This is a genomic window from Flavicella sediminum (assembly GCF_006381105.1).
GTDB lineage: Bacteria > Bacteroidota > Bacteroidia > Flavobacteriales > Flavobacteriaceae > Flavicella > Flavicella sediminum.
In genome coordinates, this window is the sequence record NZ_VDET01000002.1 from 50,895 (window position 1) to 72,781 (window position 21,887).

Below are 21,887 nucleotides of genomic sequence, written 5' to 3' on the forward strand. Positions count from 1 at the left end.
AAATGAAAAATTTCAAAAGATTTTTATCTTATGCCTTGCCATACAAATGGCAAGGTTTTTTTGCTATATTCTTTAACGTATTTTATGCGTTATTTACAGCATTGTCCTTTGTTACTTTAATGCCCATGTTAGGCGTTATTTTTGGAGAAACGGAAAAAATATTGATAAAACCCGAATTTCCTGGAACCTTAAAAATTTCAAAAGACTATTTAGAAAATCTTCTGAATTATTTCGTCACCACAAACACAACAAACAATGGAATTGATAGTACCCTTATTATTATGGTTTCTATCATCATTTTTGTCTTCCTTCTAAAAAACATTTTTGGCTATCTTGGAAATGTCTATATGGCCTTCACAAAAAACAATGTTCTAAACGACCTGCGAAAAGAAATTTTTGATAAAATTATTTCACTCCCCGTTTCTTATTATTCTGAAAAGAAAAAAGGGGATGTTATTTCCAGAGCAACCAATGATATTAACATCGTAAATTCTACCTATTTAGACTTGGTAATTGTTTTTATACGAGAACCATTGAACATCATTTTCACGTTGATTATTATGATTGGCATGAGTTGGGAATTGTCATTGTTCATTTTTACATTTATACCTGTATCAGGTATTGTCATTTCGCTGATTACAAAAAAAATAAAAGAACAAGCACGCTCTATTTTCGATCAAGGTGGCGATCTATTGAGTAAAATTGAAGAATCTATAACCGGATTGAAAGTCATAAAAGCTTTTAATGCTGAAAAATTTATTACCCAAACCTATAACAAAAGAAGTGATAATATTAGAGTGGTTAGTGATAAAATGAGTTTGAGAGATGCCGCCTCTAGTCCTACTTCAGAATTTTTAGGAATCGCAACCATTGCCTGTTTGCTTTGGTTTGGAGGAAGAATGGTATTGGTTGGACACTCTATTCAGCCTAGTGCATTTATTACATTTATGGCTTTGGCATATAATGTCTTAACTCCTGCCAAAAACATTTCTAAGGCAAACAACCGCATGAAAAACGGAAACGCTGCTGCCGAAAGAGTTATTGAAGTTTTAGACAGTAAAAATCCTTTGGCCGATCAAAAAAATGCTGTAGAAATTACAGGCTTCAACAAAGAAATTGTATTCGATAATATTTCTTTTAAATATGATCAAGAATATGTTTTGAAAAACTTTACATTGACGATTCCTAAAGGTAAAACCGTTGCTTTGGTTGGACAATCTGGAAGTGGTAAATCGACTTTAGCCAATTTAATCACACGTTTTTGGGACGTTAATGAAGGAGCTATATTAATTGATGGTATTGATATCAAAACCATCAATACAAAATCTTTAAGAGCACAAATGGGGATTGTTGCTCAAGAAGCTTTGTTGTTTAATGAATCTATTAAAAACAATATTGCCTTGGGTGATTATCATGCCGATGACGAACGAATCATACAAGCGGCAAAAATTGCAAATGCCCATGATTTTATTCAAGAATTACCTGACACGTATAACAGTCCGGTTGGAGATGGTGGCGGCTTATTTTCTGGAGGTCAAAAACAAAGAATTGCTATTGCAAGAGCTGTGTATAAAAACCCACCGATCATGATTTTAGACGAAGCGACTTCGGCTTTGGATACAGAATCAGAAAAATCGGTACAAGATGCTTTGGAAAATATGATGCGTAACAGAACATCTATTGTTATTGCTCACAGACTTTCAACCATCCAAAATGCCGATACCATTGTGGTTTTACGAAAAGGAATTATCGTTGAACAAGGATCTCATGAAGAATTAATTTCTAAACAAGGAGAATACTACAAATTGGTAAATTTACAATCGATATAAAAAATAAATATGCTTAAGCAGGCTGTCTTTTTAAGATACAGCCTGAAGGCCAAGTGAAGCTCCCTGCTTTAACATTAATTGAAACGCTGCTTCGTATTCATTTGGAATTACTCCTTCCAGCACCGCTTCTTTAATAGCTTCTTTTATAATTCCAATTTCACGTCCAGGTTTTAAATTAAAGGTTTCCATAATTAATTCTCCTGAAATTGGAGGCTCAAAATTTCGAACATGATCTCTTGCTTCGACCTCTTTCACCTTGTCTCGAACTAATTTATGATTGTTATGGTACCTTTTGAATTTGATTGGATTTTTTGTGGTAATATCCGCTTCGCATAAAGTCATTAAACTATCCAAATCGTCACCTGTATCAAACAACAATCTTCGAACGGCCGAGTCTGTAACATCTGAAGCCAAAACAATGGGACGAGAACTTAACAAAACCATTTTCTGAACAAACTTCATAGGTTGGTTCAATGGCATTTTTAATCTTTTAAATAGTTTAAACACCATTTTCGATCCAACAAATTCATGCGCATGAAAAGTCCAACCAATTTTTTTCTGAAATTTCTTTGTCGGTGCTTTTCCTATATCGTGTAACAAAGCTGCCCAACGCAGCCATAAATCGTCTGTTGTGGGTGCAATATTATCTACTACTTCTAAAGTATGGTAAAAATTATCTTTGTGTTTCTGTCCGTCAACCTCATCTATTCCTTTTAAATTTGTCAACTCTGGCAGAATTCGTTCTAGCAATCCCGATTTTTCAAGTAACAAAAAACCTATAGAAGGTTTATCGGCCATGATTATTTTGTTCAGCTCTACAACAATTCGCTCTTTGGTAATAATATCTATCCGAGGCGCATTTTTTGTTATGGAAGCAAAACAATAATTATCTATTACAAAATTCAATTGGGTTGCAAAACGTATGGCACGCATCATTCGTAAAGGATCATCAGAAAAAGTAACATCTGGATCTAAAGGCGTGATTAATTTTTTAGATTCCATATCCGCTACTCCCTCAAAAGGATCTAATAACAAACCGAAATCTTCTTCATTCAAACTTAAAGCCAAGGCATTGATACTAAAATCTCGACGCTCTTGATCGTCCTTTAATGTACCCTCACTAACAATTGGGTTTCTACTATCTTTTGTATAAGATTCTTTCCTTGCACCTACAAACTCAACTTCAATATCTTTGTAGCGCAACATGGCGGTACCATAGGTTTTAAAAACCTGAACCTTGGGTTTGTTCGGCAATAAACTGGCAACTTTTCTAGCCAAATCTATTCCGCTTCCTACCGCAACAACATCTACATCTTTGGCTTTTCCTCTTTTCAATAAAAAATCACGGACAAAGCCCCCAATTACATAGCTCTTAATATCTAACTCTTTCGCAGCTTGTGAAATGTAGGTGAAAATTTCAGAAGCTAAGGCTTCTTTGTAATATGAGTTTTGCATAAATCTTATTCTCTAATAACTTCAATTTCATCTTTGTTAACAATCCTTAAAATTGTTGATGATTTATCGGCCATTTTATCGTGCTGCGAATTTACTATATAATCTACGTTACGCAAAACAGCATCGCTTATTTCTGAAAAGCTTTTTGGAGTAGCTTCACCACTAACATTTGCTGAAGTTGAAACAATAGGTTTGCCAAATTTTTGAATCAATTGTTCACAAAATTCATCTTTTACGATACGAATGGCAATGGTATTATCACTGGCGATGGTATTTTTCGCCAATCCTTTTGGATTCTCATAAATAATAGTCGTTGGCTTCTTAGCTAATTTGATAATCTCCAAAGCTTTTTGAGGAACATAGCTTACATACTCCTGAAGCATTTCAACAGAATTTACCAAAATAATTAAACTCTTAGTTTCTTCTCTATTCTTTAATTGGTAAATCTTAGCCACAGCCTCTTCATTGGTTGCATCACATCCTATCCCCCAAACCGTATCGGTTGGATACAAAATTATTTTATGATTTTCTAAAAAAACGTTTGTTGTCTCTATTTCCGCAATCATGTCTAATTATTATGAAAAAAAATTTCTTGCGAAACTATAAAATTTTTCTTGAAAACATCCACTTTTCTTTTAACGTACCCCTGTCTAATTATTCTAATTATTCTAATTAATCAATTAGTATTGTTATTTAAATTGTATTTTTGTTCCTGTTTTTTAACCTCTTCAAACAAATATAATGATTATTGTAAGGATAATAGGTGGTCTTGGAAACCAAATGTTTCAGTATGCATATGCCAAGGCATTAGAGGCTTCCGGAAAAAATGTTCAAATAGATTTATCCAAAATAAAAAAATACAAACTACACGGTGGCTATCAATTAGACAAGTACAATATTGATTTAAAAGCAGCTAGTAGTCTTTCTGTTTTTCTTGCTAAAATTGGTCTTATAAAATCAGTAAAAGAAAAAAACTCTCTTTTTAACGAAAACTTACTTGAAGTTGATGGCAACACTTATGTAAAGGGTTATTTTCAAACAGAAAAATATTTCAAAGAAGCTCGGAAAACAATCTTAAGTCAGTTTCAACAAATAACTGCAAAAGGAGTTTCAACCCTTGATTATGCAAAACAAATAAATAGCACACAAAGCAATTGTTCATTACATGTACGCCGAGGAGATTATGTAAGTAAAAAGATAAACCAAACCATTCACGGAGTTTGTAGTTTAGATTATTACAGAGCTGCTATTGACCACATTCTTTCAAAAGAAAGCCATACTACATTTTTTGTTTTTTCGGATGATATTGAATGGACAAAAGAAAATTTAAACATTGAAAATGTTGTTTTTGTAGATCATAAATGCACACCTCATGAAGATATTTATTTAATGAGCTTGTGTAAAAATAACATTACGGCAAATAGTAGTTTTTCATGGTGGGGCGCTTGGCTCAATCAAAACAAAAACAAAACGGTTATTTCTCCCAAGCAATGGTTCGTTAACAAAGAAACAAATATTATTTGTGAAGATTGGATACAATTGTAAGTCAACTTGCTTGAGATTTCAAATTAAAAAAAATATAAAATATGAATGTTGGTGTTGTCATAACTACCTATAACCATCCGGCATGGTTAGAGAAAATTTTTTGGGGATATTTAGCACAAAATGATCAAGATTTTACGCTAATTATTGCAGACGATGGTTCAAAAGCTGCGACAAAAGAGGTCATTGAAAAATATGCGACTCAATTAAAAATAGAACATGTTTGGCACGAAGATATTGGCTTTAGAAAAACCAAGATACTAAACGATGCCATTAAGCAAACAAAATGTGATTATTTAATTTTTACCGATCACGATTGTTTGCCTCGACAAGATTTTATTGAAACACATAAAAAATACGCTCAAGAAGATTTATTACTATCTGCAGGCTACTACAAACTAACCATGCCTGTGAGTTTAAAAATTACGAGAGAAGATATAGAGTCTCAGAATGCCTTCGATTACCATTGGTTGGTGAAACACGGACAAACAAAATCATTAAAATCTATAAAACTGCGCGTAAAAGGGAAATGGGCCAGATTTATGGATCGGATTACTACCACTAAGGCGACTTGGAATGGGGCTAACAGTTCTACCTATAAAAAGAACATTGTTGCCGTAAATGGTTTTAACGAAGACATGACCTATGGTGGTTTGGACCGTGAAATGGGCGAACGAATGATGAACAATGGCATTACAGGAAAACAAATCAGACATCAAGCTATTTGTTTGCATTTAGACCATAAGCGTGGCTATGATGGAAAAGAAACTTGGGAACGAAACCGAAAAATCCGTCAAAAAGTAAAACAAGAAAACATAAAGTGGGCCAAAAACGGTATCGTAAAATAGCGTAACAATTTAGTATTTATGGCAAAAATTCTCGCATTAGATTTCGGAAAAAAAAGAACAGGTATTGCAGTTACTGATGATTTGCAAATAATTGCATCAGGACTTACAACTGTTGAAACACCAAAGCTTATTTCCTTTCTATTAAACTATAGCAAAAAGGAAACTGTAGAAACCATTGTTATTGGAAAACCAAAACAAATGAACTACAGTGATAGCGAAAGTGAGGTTTTAATTTTGGCTTTTATAAAAAAACTAAAAGGTGCTTTTCCTAAAACTCCTATAGTTAGAGAAGACGAACGCTTTACATCTAAAATGGCTTTTCAAACAATGATTGATGGAGGTTTGTCTAAGAAAAAAAGACAAAACAAAGCACTTATCGACGAAATAAGCGCCACTATCATCTTACAATCCTACCTGTACAACAAATAATTAGCTTTTAAAAAGCCGTATTTTCCATAGCAAACACCTTAAAAAGTAACACAAGAATTTTGATTTCAATTAAGTTGTAATTAACTCCTTATTCTTTGTACTTTTGCATCCATAAATTATAAAGCTTAAAAAATGATTTTACCTATCGTTGCCTATGGTGACCCTGTTTTAAGAAAAGTAGGAAAAGAGATTGATGCTGATTATCCTGAGTTAGAAAAATTACTTTCTAACATGAAAGAGACCATGGCAAATGCACAAGGTGTTGGTTTGGCAGCTCCACAAATAGGTAGAGCCATTCGTTTGTTTTTAATTGACGCCACTCCTTTTGCTGAAGACGAAGATTTAAGTCCGGAAGAACAAAAGGTACTAAGTACATTTAACCATGTTTTTATCAATGCAAAAATTGTAAAAGAAGAAGGTGATGAATGGGCTTTTAACGAAGGTTGTTTAAGTATTCCTGACATTCGTGAGGATGTTTTTAGAAAAGAAAAAATTACCGTTACCTATCAAGATGAAAATTTTGACAAACATGAAATTGTACTAGACGGAATTGCTGCTAGAGTTTTTCAACACGAATACGACCATATTGAAGGAATTTTATTTACCGATAAATTATCTTCTTTAAAGAAACGACTGCTAAAGAAAAAATTAGAAAATATTTCTAAAGGAAAAATAGACGCAGATTACAGAATGCGTTTTCCGAATGCGAAAAAAAAATAATTGATTTCAATTCTTAACCAGAATCAGAATCTCTAAATCATATAAAAAAACAATTAAATGGGACTTTCAAAAACTATCGCCATTGCTGGAAAAGCTGGTTTATTTAACATTATCACACAATCTAAAGGCGGATTTATTGTAGAATCTATTGCGGAAAAGAAAAAATTTCCTGTAACAAATGCACACAACGTAAGTGTATTGAATGATATTGCAATTTATACCTACGATGAAGAAAAACCATTAAGAGAAGTGTTTTTATCTATTCATGCAAAAGAAGAAGGAAAAGCGGCTATTAGCCATAAAGAAAGTAACAAAGTTTTATTAGCTTACTTCGCAGAAATTTTACCTGATTTTGATCAAGAAAGAGTGTACCCTTCTAATATTAAGAAAGTAATACAGTGGTACAACTTATTAATTGCTGCTGAATTTGATTTTTCTACATTAACAGAAAAAGAAGAAAAAACAGCTGAACAAGCATAAGTACTGTTCTACTATTCAAATACACAAATATAATAATCGGCAAGCTCAACTTAGAGCTTGCCGATTTTTTTTCATCACCTTACTACTTACAGAAATTACAATAAGAATATTTTCGTTTTAAGAAGTTTCTTCCTTGTATATTTTGTAATTTTCGCAGCAAATATAAGCGCATGGTAGCCAAAGAAAAGCAGTTAAAAGAAATTGAACGCCTATTAAATATCATGGATGAACTCCGTGAAAAATGTCCTTGGGATAAAAAACAAACTTTTGAAACCCTTCGGCATTTAACCATAGAAGAAACCTATGAATTGGCAGATGCCATCCTTGAAAATGACCTGGAAGAAATTAAAAAGGAATTGGGTGATTTATTGCTACACATTGTTTTTTATGCGAAAATTGGCTCTGAAACCAACAGCTTTGATATTGGTGATGTAGCGAGTAGTATTTCTGAAAAATTAATTCACAGACATCCACATATTTATGGTAATGTAGAAGTTGCTGACGAAGAAGAAGTGAAAAGAAATTGGGAAAAACTAAAATTAAAAGAAGGAAAAACCTCTGTTTTAGAAGGTGTTCCAAAATCCTTACCTGCTTTGGTAAAAGCCAGTAGAATTCAAGAGAAGGTCGCTGGAGTTGGTTTTGATTGGGAAGAGCCACAACAAGTCTGGGAAAAAGTCCAAGAAGAATTAACGGAATTAAATGAAGAAGTTAAAAATGGAAACAAAGACCATATAGAGGCTGAATTTGGGGATGTGCTATTTTCTATGATCAATTATGCTCGTTTTATAGGTGTGAACCCTGAAAACGCCTTAGAAAGAACGAATAAAAAATTCACCAACCGATTTCAATATTTGGAAAAAGCAGCCAAAGAAAACAACAAGGCTTTAAGTGATATGAGTTTGGAAGAAATGGATGTATTTTGGGAAGCTTCAAAAAAATATTTTAAATAGAAATATGAAAAACATCATTGTTATAACAGGAGGAAGTAAAGGTATTGGAAAAGCTTTGGCTAAAAAATATGCCGACAATGACTATCTAGTTTTTTCCATTGCTAGAAATACTTGTCCTATTAATGATGTTCATTCCATACAAGGAGATTTATCCAATCCCGAAAACATTGAAGCTTACTTCACTTCTATCTTACAAATCGTCAATTTAAAAAAGGTATCCTCTTTCACTCTTATTCTAAATGCAGGAAGCTTAGGCACCATTGGAAATATAGAAAAGAACCCTCTAAACTCAATTCAAAAAACCGTGCAATTGAATTTAACAGGACCTTTATTATTCTCCTCCATTTTCATTGAAAAGCTAAAAGAAGCTACTTTTGAAAAAAAGATCATTTCAATTTCCTCTGGAGCAGCCATAAAACCCTATGCGGGCTGGAGTGTTTATTGCAGTACCAAAGCGGGAGTAGACATGATGACCCGAACCATAGCCGAAGAACAAAAAACACTTGTAAACGGGGTAAAAGTCAATGCTATTTACCCAGGCGTTGTTGAAACGAATATGCAGGAAACTATTAGAAATTCTCCTGAAAAGGATTTTAAAAACGTACAAAGGTTTATCGACTTAAAAGAAAAAGAGGAGCTTTATACGCCTGATTTTGTCGCCGATAAGATTTACAACTTAGATTGTGAAAATGTATTAGAAACGGGTGCCATTGTAGATCTCCGGAATTTATAAAAAAGAGAATTATTTTTCCTTTCTCACAGGAGTTTCTCCATTCATTTTACAAATCTTGAGCGTTGGCAATCATTTCAGCAATATCCATTACTTGCACATCGTCTTCCTTCTCTTTATTCTTCACCCCGTCTGTCATCATTGTATTGCAAAAGGGACAACCCGTAGCAATAATATCTGGTTTAATTTCTAAAGCATCTTCCGTACGTAAAACATTGACTTCTTTGTTTCCTTTTTCGGCATCTTTAAACATTTGTGCTCCTCCAGCACCACAACACAAACCGTTTATTTTACAACGCTTCATTTCAATTAATTCTACTTCTAGTTTTCGAATTAATTCTCTTGGAGCTTCATAAACATCATTGGCTCTTCCTAAATAACAAGGATCGTGAAAGGTAATTTTTTTTCCTTTGTAAGAACCGCCTTCTATAGAAATTTTCCCTTCATCTAACAAGGTTTTTAAAAACTGTGTATGATGCATTACTTCATAAGAACCACCCAACTCAGGATATTCGTTTTTAATGGTATTGAAACAATGGGGACAAGCAGTGACAATTTTTTTCACATCGTAAGCATTCAAGACTTCAATATTTGTCATGGCTTGCATTTGAAATAAAAACTCATTTCCTGATCGTTTTGCAGGATCTCCTGTACAACTTTCTTCTGTTCCCAACACTGCAAAATTCACTTTTGCGTGGGTTAATATCTTCACAAAGGCTTTGGTTATTTTCTTTGCTCTATCGTCAAAACTTCCTGCACAACCAACCCAAAACAACACATCTGGTTGTTTTCCTTGAGCTGTTAATTCTGCCATTGTAGGTACGTTCATTTCTTTTATACGTTTTAAGTTATGAGATTTTAATTTTGAATTAAGGAAAACTCAATACTAAAAAATTCAAAACTGTTTTTATTCATCTTTCCAGTTCAATCGGTCCATTTGATTATAAGGCCATGGAGCTCCATTATTCTCAATATTCCCCATCATGGTATTTAATTCTTGCGGCGCTGCAGATTGCTCCATTACTAAATATTGACGCATGTCCATAATAATAGACAACGGATCAATATTTACAGGACATTCTTCTACGCAGGCATTACAACTGGTACAAGCCCATAATTCTTCTGGTGAAATATAATCATTTAGTAATTGCTTTCCGTCTTCTTTGAATTCACCTTTATTGGCATCGATATTTTTTCCTACTTCCTCTACTCGATCACGTGTTTTCATCATGATGGCTCTAGGAGACAATTCTTTACCTGTTTGGTTGGCTGGGCAAACAGAAGAACAACGTCCACACTCGGTACAGGTATATGCATTCATTAACTGCACCCAATTCAAGTCTGTAACATCACTGGCTCCAAATTTTTCAGGTTCGCCTTCTGGTTCTTCAGGAACGGCATAAGGATCTGCATTCGGATCCATCATGGTTTGCACTTCTTTGGTTACCGTTGCATTGTTTGCAAACTGCCCTTTGGGTTTTAAATTCGCATAAAAGGTGTTTGGAAAAGCCAATAGGATATGTAAATGTTTCGAATAGTATAAATAATTTAAAAAGGCTAGAATACCCACAATATGAATCCACCAAGCTGTGCGCTCTATGACATGATTTGTACCTTCAGAAAGGTTAGCAAACAAAGGACTTATATATTGGCTAATGGTATTTCCTATATTGATTTCTTGGAAATGAATATCTGTGGCATTCATTAGTAAAAATAAGGACATTAATACCATTTCGAAATACAAAATAATATTTCCATCATTCTTTGGCCAAGCCGTCATTTCCTTATACCAAAAACGTTTGATTCGTAATACATTTCTTCTTGCCCAAAAAACAATAACAGAAACAAGTACTAAAAATGCTAAAACTTCGAAAACACCAATTAAAAAAGAATAGAATGCACTTCCTAACAAACCTAAAAACAAACGATGTGTTCCTAAAAGCCCATCTAAAATAATTTCTAAAACTTCAATATTAATAATGATAAAACCTACATATACAATAATGTGCAAGAATCCTGAAACGGGTCTGCGTACCATTTTAGACTGACCAAGTGCAATCTTAAACATATTGGACCAACGTTCCTTTTTTTGATCACTTCTATCAATAGCTTTCCCTAAATGAATATTACGCTTTAATTTTCTTATGTTTTGAATAAAAAAACCAACCCCTCCTATGAGCAATAAGGCAAAAACTATGTTTGGTAGGTACTGCATATGTCAAATTTTATTTAGTTTTTTTGATATTCCTTTTCTTTTTTTCCAAACAAAGAAAAGTGTACATAACGTTTTGGATGCAATTTCAAGTCTCTTAACAATTCTTCCAATTCCTTTGAAGCATTGTCTAAATTATCATACACAGCATCATCCTTCATTAATTTTCCAATCGTACCTTCTCCTTTGGCCATTCCTTCAGAAACTGTTTGAAGGTTTTCAACTGTCGCTTCAATTTTAGCAATTAGCTGACCGATATTTGCATTTACCAAAGTATCAGACAATTTAGCGAAATTATTGGTGATTTTTTCAGTATTGTCTACCGAGGCATGAATATTTTTTCTATTCTCAAGAACAATCAATTCTGTAGTGGCGGTCATTTCATCTAAATTTGCCATGGTACTGTTCATCTTAGAAATAATACCACGAATGTTGTTTTTCGATTCTTCATCAAAAACACTATTTACATGAACTAATAAAGAGTCTGCACTTACAATAACACTTTCCAATTTGGCTTGCAAGGGATTTAATTTTTCTCCAAAAGAAGAAAACATATCCGATTCAATTTCTCCTCTTAAGAAATCTCCAGGTTTTGCCAAAACAGGATCGTCGTAAGATGGAATAATAGCCAAAGATTTACCGCCCATTAAACTGGCACTGTAAATTTTTGCGACACTATTTTTATCAAAATGAAAATCATTTTCAACCGTAAATTCTACAACCAACTGTCCTCGCTTTTCAATTTTCTCATTGAATTTGATATCAACCACTTTACCTACTTGGTAACCATTGATCGTGACTACGCTGGCGGTATTTAATCCTTGAACATTATTGTATTCTGTAAAGTACGAATGTGAAGGACCTTCGAATAAATTATGTCCTTTTAAAAAACTATAACCCCAAAGAAATATAGCGATTATGACGATAGCAACTATACCTGTTTTAAGTTCTCTTGAAAATTTAATCATAAACTAATTTTAATAAACAAAACTACTAATTATTTATGTGGTTAAAAACAAATCGCTCTATTTTATGGCTTCCGACAGAGAGATCTTTTCTCCTCCACGAAATGCCGCTATAAAGGCCGACGTATACCCTTTCTTTTTGGCAGAAATCAAATATTTTTTTGCTTTGCTATAGCTATTTGTTTCTCCCAAATAATACTTGTAATAACTTCCTACTTTTACTCGTTTTACTTCTTTTAAACCTTTAAAATTATAACTAGCCGTACTAATTTTAGATTTCCCTGAAGCTATTTGAATTTTAAACAACACTTCTTCTTTGTTACTAGAAGTTCTGCTTTTCATTTCTACAATTTTAGGTGCTTCAATAGTGACCACCGTATTCATTTTCAACCCGTTGACATAATTGATTATGGCTTTAGAAATAGAACTTGCCATTTCTAATTTCCCTTTTTTAGAGTTTAAATAAGCCCCTTCTCTTTTATTGGTTAAAAACCCAGTTTCCACCAAAATACTTGGCATATAAGTTTGATGCAACACAATAAACCCTGCTTGCTTTACTCCACGGTCTACTCTTTTTAAGCTTCCTTTAAAATTATTTTGAACAGCACTTGCCAAGCTAATACTCTTGTCTAAATTTTCCTCCTGTTCTAAAGTCAGCCCAATTACAGACTCTGGAGAATTGGGGTCAAAACCTCGATATTTTTCTTGGTAATTCTCTTCCAATAAAATCACTTCATTTTCAGCTTTGGCGACTTCAAAATTTCTTTTGTTGGCATGCAGACCTAAAACCCAAGTTTCAGAACCTGCTGCCTGAGAATTATGTGCATTGCAATGCACAGAAACAAACAAGTCGGCATGCGCTTTATTGGCAATTCTACCACGTTCAAACAAATCGACAAAAACATCTTTTTTACGGGTATAAATTACTTTTACATCTTTTTCTTTTAACAAGCGTTTACCAACTTCTAAAACAATTTCTAAAGCGATGTCTTTCTCTTTGTATTTTTTATAACCAACCTTTCCAGGATCCTTACCTCCATGCCCGGCATCAAGTACTACTGTATAGGTTCTTTTTTGTGCCAAAGAACTAAATCCGTCCAAAAACAAATACGAAATAAGTAGGAAAACAAAAATTTGTTTTATTTTAAGAATTTGTAACAAGTTCATGAATATTTTTTAATTAATTTTGGCGTTTTAGAAAAGCAAGTCTCTAAAAAACCTAATAGCACAAAAATAGCATATAAAGCATTGCGAACAAATTTATACCATATACTTTTATTGATAAGCTTTTTTGCTGTAGGTCTTACTGAATCTAATGCTCAAATTGATTCGTTAGCAGCACCCACACTCAACAAAAACCTTAGCTTAAAAGACAGTTTAGTTTCTCCAATAATTTTAAACGATTCCATTAAAAAGGACAGCATTTTACCTCCTAAGGAAGCCATAGATGCTATTATTGATCACAAAGCGGAAGATTACATATTGGAAGACGTTGTTAACAAACTAGTTACTTTATACGACAAAGCAGAAATTACTTACAACGACATCAATATAAAATCAGGTAAAATAACCATTGATTACAAAACCAATATTGTGTTGGCCAAAGGAATTAAAGACAGCGTTGGCGAATATTCACAACGACCAATTTTTGTTCAAGGTGGCGAGGAATCTACACAAGATTCAATTATTTTTAATTTTAAAACGGAAAAAGCAATTATATACGGTATCAGAACGGAACAAGATGGAATTATTACTTTGGGTGAAAAAACCAAAAAGATGAATGATTCAACCATTTTTATACGTGGTATTCGATTTACAACTTCCGATAAAAAAAATCCAGATTATTATTTAGAAACCAAAAAAGCCAAAATTGTTCCGAATAAAAAAATAATTGTCGGACCAACACGCTTGGTTATTGCAGATGTACCCACACCGGTTATTCTTCCTTTTGCTTACCTCCCTTTAACAACAACCAAAACCTCTGGGTTTATAATTCCTAGTTATGGAGAGTCTTCAAACCAAGGATTCTTTTTGCAAAACGGAGGGTATTATATAGCAGGAAATGATTTTTTTGATTTGGCATTGACTGGAGATATTTATTCCAATAGTAGTTGGGGTTTCAATGCAGAGTCTGCTTATAAAGTTCGTTACAAATACTCAGGTCGATTTAATTTTAGTTATGAAAATTTAATCTTTGGACAACAAGGTTTTGACGATTATAGCAAGGCAAAAAACTTCAATTTAAGATGGTCACATTCACAAGATTCAAAAGCCAATCCGAATGGAAGATTATCTGCCTCGGTAAACTTAGGAAGTAGTAAGTATTTTAGAGAGTCTTTGAATCAAGTTAATAATTCGCAAGCTTTAACCAATACTTTAAGTTCTTCTATTTCATATTACAAAAAGTTTGTTGGTACCCCTTTTAATTTATCGGTTACTGCCTCACATTCACAAAACACAAATACAGAAGTGATTACCATGGCCTTGCCGAGCTTGCAATTTAACATGGATCGAATTTATCCTTTTGCCCCTAAAACAGGAAGTAAAAAAGGAGCATTTCAAAAAATTGGACTGAACTATGCCTTAAAAGCAGACAATAGAATTACCACAACAGATGACGAGTTTTTCTCTCAGAAAATGTTTGACGAAGCAAAAACAGGAGCAAAACATACGGTTTCATTAAGTACCAATATGAAAGTAATGAAATATTTTACTTTGTCTCCTAGTGTTAATTATAACGAAACTTGGTATTTTAAATCTTTAGAAAAAACCTACGACAGCGAACAGCGTGAAGTGGTAACGGATACCATCAAAGGATTCAATGCATTTAGAGAATATTCAGTAAGTGCAGCCCTATCCACAAATATTTATGGTTTGTACCAAATCAATGGAAAAAAATTAAAAGCCATTCGACATGTTTTAAGACCATCGGTATCTTTAAGTTACAAACCTGATTTTAGTTTTTACTATGAGGATGTACAACAAAGTGAAGATCCAGAAGATCTGTTAAACTATTCTCCTTATCAAGGCGGAATTTACGGAACGCCTTCTACTGGTTTGTCAAATTCTATTGGAATTTCCTTGGCCAATACCTTGGAAGCCAAATTAGCTCCGAAAGAAGATGATCCTGAACAAGAAGATCGGAAAATTAAGCTGTTAAACAACTTAAACCTTTCTACCAGTTACAATATGGCGGCAGACACTTTAAAATGGTCTCCTGTTAGTTTGAGTGCCGGTACGCAATTGTTTAAAAATAAATTAAGTTTAAACATGGGGGCTACCTTAGACCCATATGCCATCAATGCCAATGGTAAAAAATACAATGTTTTTAACATCAACAATAATGGTAGTTTGTTTCGTTTAACACGTGCCAACTTAACCATGAGTTACTCACTTTCTAGTAAAGATTTAACCGCAGAAGGAAAAAGCAAACCTGCCGATGAAAATGCGGCAAATACTCAAAACACAGATCTATTCGGAAAAAACCTTGGAGACAACAGAACCGAAGAAACGCCAAAGGAAGAGGATGACGAAGACAAAACGGTAAAATTGTATCACAATGCCATTCCATGGTCTTTGCGTTTATCCTACTCTAGTACTTATTCTAACGGTGCACGGCAAAATGAAATTTCAAACAACACCTTAATGTTTTCTGGTGATCTTGAATTAACTCCTAAATGGCAAGTTGGTGCCTCTTCAGGTTACGATTTTAAAAACCAAGGATTTAGTTATACTCAAATTAGAATCTCAAGAGATTTGGACAGTTGGAAGTTGAACTTTAACTGGGTTCCTTTTGGTACACGTACTTCCTATTATTTCTTTATTGGTGTAAAATCACCTATGTTAAGCGACCTGAAATGGGACAAAAGAAAGGTTCCGGACAAAAGGTTATTTTAAAAAAATTGTAATGTTGTTAAAAGAGAAAATTTTAAATAAAAATTCTGGCCTATTGTTTTATGGGCTAACACCTCCAAAATTAAACACTGACCCAGAAAAAATTCATACCATTGCTAAAAAGCAAATAGAGCGACTAAAAGACTTGAATTTAGATGGCTTAATTTTATACGACCTTCAAGATGAATCTTCTAGAACAGACGCTCCTAGACCTTTTCCTTTTCTTTCTACCTTAGACCCTGATACCTACGCCCAGCATTATTTATCTGAATTGGCTATTCCTAAAATTATTTACAAAAGTATTGGAAAACAAAATAAGGAAGACTTTGTCCAATGGATTTGTAACAAAAACGGCACTACAGACACCTGTGTTTTTGTTGGGGCTCCTTCTAAAAACCAACATACAAAATTAGCGCTTCAAGAAGCGTATCAAATAAAAAAAGCCAACAACCCACAAATGTTGTTAGGCGGAGTCACCATTCCTGAAAGACATTTAAAAAAAGGGGATGAACATCTACGAGTCTTTCAAAAAATAGAAAATGGCTGTCAGTTTTTTATTTCTCAGTGTGTTTATAATTTAGAAAGCAGCAAGAATTTTTTAGCCGACTATTATTATTGGGCACAAGAAAATCAAAAAGAACTCGTCCCTATTATTTTTACACTAACCCCTTGTGGCTCTGTAAAAACGCTGGAATTTATGAACTGGTTAGGAATTGACATTCCCAATTGGCTAAAAGCTGATTTGAAACATTCCAATAATATTTTAGAAGAATCCGTTGAAATGTGCAACAAAATAGCGCAAGAATTACTGGATTACGCACGAAAAAAAAAGATCCCAATTGGTTTTAATATTGAAAGTGTGGCCATTCGAAAAGAAGAAATTGAGGCTTCAATCAGCTTGGTAAAAACTATCAGAAAAATGATGAACTCCTAAAAATAAATCCCAATAAATAAAGTAGTAATATACTTTTATATATCAATAAGATTAAGCAATTTTGCAACCTATAATAAATCTCATTCAAGATGAAAAAAGAAATCATTTTATTAAATATCTCCGGACAAGACAAACCTGGGTTAACATCTAGTTTAACTGGCGTATTAGCGGCATATGGAGCTAAGATTTTAGATATTGGTCAAGCAAACATTCACGATACCTTATCCTTAGGAATATTGTTTGAAATAAAAGCGAAATCGAGTGCTGCACCGGTTTTAAAAGATTTACTTTTCAAAGCTTATGAATTAGGAATTACAGCGAAGTTTAGACCTATTACTCTTGAAAAATATGAAAAATGGGTAAACTCGCAAGGGAAACATAGATATATTGTGACCATTTTGGGTGAAAAATTGGCGGCAGAACAAATTTCAGCAGTAACCAGTGTCATTTCTGACATCAACTTAAATATTGATTCTATTAAAAGATTGACAGGTAGAACTTCTTTAGTACATAAAGACGAATACCCTAGAGCTTGTGTACAATTATCTATCAGAGGAGAAATCAAAGACAAGGCCTATGTTACAGAAAAATTCATGGAAATTTCTCATGAATTAGATGTAGATATTGCTTTCCAAGAAGACAACATCTTTAGAAGAAACAGACGTTTGGTTTGTTTTGATATGGACTCTACCTTGATTCAAACAGAAGTTATTGATGAATTAGCAGAATTAGCGGGTGTTGGTGAACAAGTAAAAGCCATCACTGAATCTGCCATGAATGGGGAAATAGATTTTAACGAAAGTTTTAAAAAGCGTATGGCATTGTTAGAAGGCTTAAGTGAAGAAGTTCTTCACAATGTTGCCATCAACTTACCGATTACAAAAGGAGCACGCAGGTTAATGAAAACCTTAAAAAGCTATGGTTTTAAAACCGCTATTTTATCTGGTGGGTTTACCTACTTTGGTCATTATTTACAAAAAGAATTGGGTATTGACTATGTACACGCCAATCAATTAGAAATAAAAGATGGTGCCTTAACAGGAGGTTATTTAGGAGATATTGTAGATGGTAATAAAAAAGCAGAATTCTTAGCACAAATTGCCAAAGAAGAAAATATTGATATCGCACAAACTATTGCTGTTGGTGATGGGGCAAATGACTTACCGATGTTAAATTTAGCAGGTTTGGGAATTGCTTTCCATGCAAAACCGAAAGTCAAAAAAAATGCACAAAGTTCTATTTCTAGTATTGGACTAGATGGAGTTTTGTATTTGTTAGGATACCACGATCGCTATATAGATTTAGTAGACGACGAAGCATAAGTCTCTGAAAAATTCATAACAAAACCTCAAGTATTTAGTTGCTTGAGGTTTCTTTTTTTTAGGAGAAGATCAAACTTCTTATCCTCACAACCGTCATCGTTTTCGTAAGAAAAATTCTAAACTCGATTCTTATAAAACTTTTGCCTATTTTTGTTAGAAATACCACAATTATCCAAATTCGCTATTATGAAACAACTTATTATTTTCCTGCTTTTAATTATTGTTGGTTTAATTGGCTATGGAAAGTACAATCAATACAAAAGGTACCATACTTCAGAAATAAACTATAGCTCAGAAAAGACCTTAGATTTTGACTATCACAACCAAGATTTGGTTTTAAACTACCACAACGCCATAGAAGATTTAAATAGTTTTACCAAATTGCAATGGACTGCCAATAATATTGACGTTAGAACCCCTGAAGAGGATGATGACGCAACAAAGCAAGCCGTTGCAAAGTACAGTGAAAAATTAGCCACTCTTCATTATTATGAACGAAAATTAGAAAACTCAGCAAACTTAAAAAAAGACGGACTCTCAAATACCGAAATCAAACACCTTGAAGAAACAGGAACAGATTTAAAAGAGTACCAAAACGCAATACATAACAAAAAAATTAAAAACCTATACGATCCGAATACAGTGATGCGTTATGGACATAGCAGTGTATTGGTTTATGAAGTCCAAAAAAAATTAAACACCTTAAGTTTTTCTATTAAAATTGATGGCTTGTACAAAAGCGAAACCAAAGATGCCATCACAGAATTTGAAGAAATAAACGATCTTTTTCCTGATGGAATTATAGATCCTTTGACTTTGGATGCCTTGTTTAAATAGAACTACTGTCTACTAATTTTTATCCCCTTTAAGAGAATATAATGAAAAAAATCATCCATACAACGAACGCGCCAGCTCCTTTAGGCCCCTATAATCAAGCCATATTAAACAAGGATACTTTATATATTTCCGGACAAATAGCGATCGATCCAGCTACCAATGAATTTGTTTTGGATTCTATTAAAAACGAAACACACCGTGTCATGCAAAACTTGCAGGCTGTGTTAGAAGCGGCAGGCATGAATTTTGAAAACGTTCTTAAATCTTCCATTTTTATTAGTGATATGAATAATTTTGGAGAAATAAACGAAGTATATGGCAGTTATTTTAATGAAGCCACGGCTCCAGCAAGAGAGACCGTAGAAGTAGCTAGATTGCCAAAGGATGTGCATATTGAAATATCAATGATTGCTTCCTTATAACATAAAAAATGCTTCGTAAAACGCTAATTTTTCTTTTAAAACTAGGATTTTTATTCTCTTTCCTAGTAGCCTTATTTATTGGAACTGTGCTTGTAGGTGGCTTTGGACCTATTCCTAGCCATGCAGCGTTAACGGATATAAAACAATCAGAAGCCAGCATTGTTTACAGTGACGATGGGGAAATTCTAGGAAAATATTTTTACAAAAATCGTACACAAATAAGCTTCGATAAAATTCCAAAACATATAATTGAAGCCTTAATTGCAACTGAAGATGTTCGTTTTTACGAACACAATGGAATTGACAAAATTGCAATGACGAGAGTCTTGGTCAAAACCTTGCTTTTAGGAAACAGCTCTTCAGGTGGTGGGAGTACTATTTCGCAACAGCTGGCAAAAAATTTATTTCAAAGAAAAGATTTTTCTTTTTTATCAATGCCGGTAAACAAAACAAAAGAAGCCATACTTGCCAACAGGCTGGAACATATTTATTCAAAAAACGAAATCCTTACCTTATACCTAAACACGGTACCTTTTGGAGAAAGTGTGTATGGAATTGAGACAGCATCGCAAAGATATTTTTCAACAACAACCCAAAATCTTAGTGTAGCACAAGGCGCTGTACTTGTAGGAATGCTAAAAGCAAACACCTATTACAACCCTAGAAAACATCCAGATCATGCTTTGCGCAGAAGAAATGTTGTATTGCATCAAATGTATAAAGCAGGTTCTATATCTAATGAAAATTTAAAAAAAACAACTCAAGAACCTTTACACACAAATTATAAAAATTTATTAGTAGAAAACCCAAACGGTTATTTTTTACAACTTACAAAAAACAAAGCCAGCCTTATTCTTAAAGAATCTTTAAAAGATGACGGTACGGAATGGAACTTGGAACAAGATGGTTTGATTATTGAAACTACCCTCAATTCTGAATTGCAAAATGCAGCCTTAGACGCCCGTGAAAATCATTTGAAAAAACTTCAAAAATCGATGGATAACTATTGGCGCAGCTTAAAAAGAAAAAAAGACATCCAAAACATTGTAAAAAAAGAATGGGAAGTTACAAAAGAATATCGCTATTTAAAAAAGTTGAAACTAAGTAAGAACGCCATTTTAGATGCTGCAAATAAAAAAGAACAACGTTTGCTTTTTGACTGGAAATCTACTTATCAAAATAGTTCTAAGCTTGATTCTATTCAACACTATTTAAAAATGATCAATGCGGCTGTTTACGGAATGGATCTTAGCAGTGGTGCTGTACAAGTTTATGTAGGAGGAAATAGTTACGAATTTTTACCTTATAATTTATTAAATAGTGAACGCCAAGCAGCGTCTATCTTTAAACCTTTTGTATATACCGCAGCCATAGAAAATGGTCAAAAACCTTGTGACTGGATAAATAACGAAATAAAAACCTATGGCGATTTTGACGATTGGAAACCTGAAAATTACGACCACTCTGAAGGTGGCTATTATTCAATGCCAGGTGCATTGGCCAAAAGCATGAATATTCCAACCATTGAGACCTATATACAAGTTGGAAATGAAAAACTTCAGAATACAGCAAATGCACTTGGCTTAACAAAAATACTTCCAGATGTTCCTTCAACGGCCTTAGGCGCAAGCAGCTATTCTTTGCAAAATCTTGTACATGCTTATACTGCTTTTGCTACGCGAAAAGCTCCTGTCAGTCCGTATTATATCAAGACTATAAAAACGCCCAAAGGAGAAATTATTTACACACATACTGCAACGCAACAACAAAACAAAACAGAAGGCATTAGCGCCACTACTTTAGAAACCATGCAGTATTTATTAAAAGGGGTTGTTGCACAAGGAACGGCTAGCAAGCTAAAAACAAAATACCAAGCCAAAGGAGATTGGGCTGGAAAAACGGGAACCTCACAAAATTATAGTGATTCATGGTTTATTGGTTTTAACTCCAAGTTTATTATCGGATCATGGGTGGGTTGTAAATATCCTAGTATCAACCTTGCTCCTGGCATAGGCGGAGGTTCTGTTGCTGCTTTACCTATTGTAGCATCTGTACTTTCAAAAAACTACGATTCAAAAAAAATAAATGCTAATTTGGCAGCTGGTTTTCCTTCTTTTGATAAAAAAATCATGGAAGATTGTGACTGTGAATTTTACCGAGAAGAAAATACAATTGAAAAAATATTTGACATCTTTGATAAAGAAAGAGTAGAAAAAAAAGAAAAGAAAAAACGAAGTTTCTTTAGCCGCTTATTTGGTCGTAAAAAGCCGAAAGACGGTAGTCAATAAAGTGATAAAAAAAGCCTCTAAAAATATTTT

Annotated in this window: 20 protein-coding genes; 14 read left to right on the forward strand and 6 right to left on the reverse strand. The window is 33.6% G+C overall.

Annotated features, from left to right (window positions below):
• Positions 1–2 precede the first annotated feature (2 nt).
• The gene (locus FGM02_RS01130) at positions 3–1,829 is read left to right on the forward strand and encodes an ABC transporter ATP-binding protein (RefSeq protein ID WP_139956126.1); all 1,827 of its coding nucleotides are present in this window, start codon (positions 3–5) and stop codon (positions 1,827–1,829) included.
• A gap of 30 nt (positions 1,830–1,859) precedes the next feature.
• On the opposite strand, the gene FGM02_RS01135 is transcribed toward FGM02_RS01130, so the two are convergent.
• Together FGM02_RS01135 and FGM02_RS01140 are read right to left on the reverse strand one after the other, a co-directional pair.
• Complete coding sequence (locus tag FGM02_RS01135; RefSeq protein WP_139956128.1) at positions 1,860–3,284, reverse strand: CCA tRNA nucleotidyltransferase; 1,425 nt, start codon at positions 3,282–3,284, stop codon at positions 1,860–1,862.
• Between the two features lie 5 nt (positions 3,285–3,289).
• Positions 3,290–3,850 (reverse strand): L-threonylcarbamoyladenylate synthase, encoded by a 561-nt coding sequence (locus tag FGM02_RS01140; RefSeq protein WP_139956130.1) that lies wholly within the window; start codon positions 3,848–3,850, stop codon positions 3,290–3,292.
• Positions 3,851–4,025: 175 nt separating this feature from the next.
• Between FGM02_RS01140 and FGM02_RS01145 the strand changes: the two genes are divergently transcribed.
• From FGM02_RS01145 to FGM02_RS01175, 7 genes are all read left to right on the forward strand, one after another.
• The gene (locus FGM02_RS01145; protein WP_139956132.1) at positions 4,026–4,829 is read left to right on the forward strand and encodes an alpha-1,2-fucosyltransferase; all 804 of its coding nucleotides are present in this window, start codon (positions 4,026–4,028) and stop codon (positions 4,827–4,829) included.
• Positions 4,830–4,870: 41 nt separating this feature from the next.
• Entirely contained in the window at positions 4,871–5,674 is an 804-nt protein-coding gene (locus FGM02_RS01150; protein WP_139956134.1) for a glycosyltransferase, read from the forward strand.
• A gap of 18 nt (positions 5,675–5,692) precedes the next feature.
• A complete protein-coding gene (ruvX, locus tag FGM02_RS01155; protein ID WP_139956136.1) occupies positions 5,693–6,103 on the forward strand; it encodes a Holliday junction resolvase RuvX in 411 nt (136 codons plus the stop codon).
• Positions 6,104–6,235: 132 nt separating this feature from the next.
• Complete coding sequence (gene def / locus FGM02_RS01160) at positions 6,236–6,823, forward strand: peptide deformylase (protein ID WP_139956138.1); 588 nt, start codon at positions 6,236–6,238, stop codon at positions 6,821–6,823.
• Between the two features lie 57 nt (positions 6,824–6,880).
• Positions 6,881–7,303, forward strand: a complete 423-nt coding sequence (locus tag FGM02_RS01165) for a DUF5606 family protein (RefSeq protein ID WP_139956140.1) — start codon at positions 6,881–6,883, stop codon at positions 7,301–7,303.
• Positions 7,304–7,473: 170 nt separating this feature from the next.
• Entirely contained in the window at positions 7,474–8,253 is a 780-nt protein-coding gene (gene mazG / locus FGM02_RS01170) for a nucleoside triphosphate pyrophosphohydrolase (protein WP_139956142.1), read from the forward strand.
• Between the two features lie 4 nt (positions 8,254–8,257).
• Positions 8,258–8,986, forward strand: coding sequence for an SDR family NAD(P)-dependent oxidoreductase (locus tag FGM02_RS01175; RefSeq protein WP_166461108.1), 729 nt, complete (start codon positions 8,258–8,260; stop codon positions 8,984–8,986).
• Between the two features lie 46 nt (positions 8,987–9,032).
• Here FGM02_RS01175 and FGM02_RS01180 read toward each other — a convergent pair whose 3' ends face one another.
• From FGM02_RS01180 to FGM02_RS01195, 4 genes are all read right to left on the reverse strand, one after another.
• Entirely contained in the window at positions 9,033–9,812 is a 780-nt protein-coding gene (locus FGM02_RS01180) for a (Fe-S)-binding protein (protein WP_139956146.1), read from the reverse strand.
• 78 nt (positions 9,813–9,890) lie between these two features.
• On the reverse strand, positions 9,891–11,198 hold the full coding sequence (locus tag FGM02_RS01185) for a (Fe-S)-binding protein (protein WP_139956148.1): 1,308 nt from the start codon (positions 11,196–11,198) through the stop codon (positions 9,891–9,893).
• Between the two features lie 14 nt (positions 11,199–11,212).
• Positions 11,213–12,163 carry an MlaD family protein gene (locus FGM02_RS01190; protein ID WP_139956150.1) on the reverse strand — a complete coding sequence of 317 codons (951 nt, stop codon included), beginning with the start codon at positions 12,161–12,163 and terminating at the stop codon, positions 11,213–11,215.
• Positions 12,164–12,220: 57 nt separating this feature from the next.
• Positions 12,221–13,327, reverse strand: a complete 1,107-nt coding sequence (locus FGM02_RS01195) for an N-acetylmuramoyl-L-alanine amidase family protein (protein WP_139956152.1) — start codon at positions 13,325–13,327, stop codon at positions 12,221–12,223.
• 81 nt (positions 13,328–13,408) lie between these two features.
• On the opposite strand from FGM02_RS01195, the gene FGM02_RS01200 reads away from it, so the two are divergent.
• The 6 genes from FGM02_RS01200 to FGM02_RS01225 all read left to right on the forward strand — a co-directional run bounded on the left by FGM02_RS01200 (position 13,409) and on the right by FGM02_RS01225 (position 21,857).
• Positions 13,409–16,057: a putative LPS assembly protein LptD gene (locus FGM02_RS01200; protein WP_243739322.1), complete on the forward strand. Its 2,649-nt coding sequence runs from the start codon at positions 13,409–13,411 to the stop codon at positions 16,055–16,057.
• Positions 16,058–16,067: 10 nt separating this feature from the next.
• Positions 16,068–16,988 carry a methylenetetrahydrofolate reductase gene (locus tag FGM02_RS01205; RefSeq protein WP_208021459.1) on the forward strand — a complete coding sequence of 307 codons (921 nt, stop codon included), beginning with the start codon at positions 16,068–16,070 and terminating at the stop codon, positions 16,986–16,988.
• Positions 16,989–17,077: 89 nt separating this feature from the next.
• A complete protein-coding gene (gene serB / locus FGM02_RS01210; protein WP_139956154.1) occupies positions 17,078–18,310 on the forward strand; it encodes a phosphoserine phosphatase SerB in 1,233 nt (410 codons plus the stop codon).
• A gap of 186 nt (positions 18,311–18,496) precedes the next feature.
• Positions 18,497–19,147, forward strand: a complete 651-nt coding sequence (locus tag FGM02_RS01215; RefSeq protein ID WP_139956156.1) for a peptidoglycan-binding domain-containing protein — start codon at positions 18,497–18,499, stop codon at positions 19,145–19,147.
• Positions 19,148–19,188: 41 nt separating this feature from the next.
• Positions 19,189–19,569 (forward strand): RidA family protein, encoded by a 381-nt coding sequence (locus FGM02_RS01220; protein ID WP_139956158.1) that lies wholly within the window; start codon positions 19,189–19,191, stop codon positions 19,567–19,569.
• An 8-nt stretch (positions 19,570–19,577) separates the two neighbouring features.
• Positions 19,578–21,857: a transglycosylase domain-containing protein gene (locus FGM02_RS01225; RefSeq protein WP_139956160.1), complete on the forward strand. Its 2,280-nt coding sequence runs from the start codon at positions 19,578–19,580 to the stop codon at positions 21,855–21,857.
• Positions 21,858–21,887 lie beyond the last annotated feature (30 nt).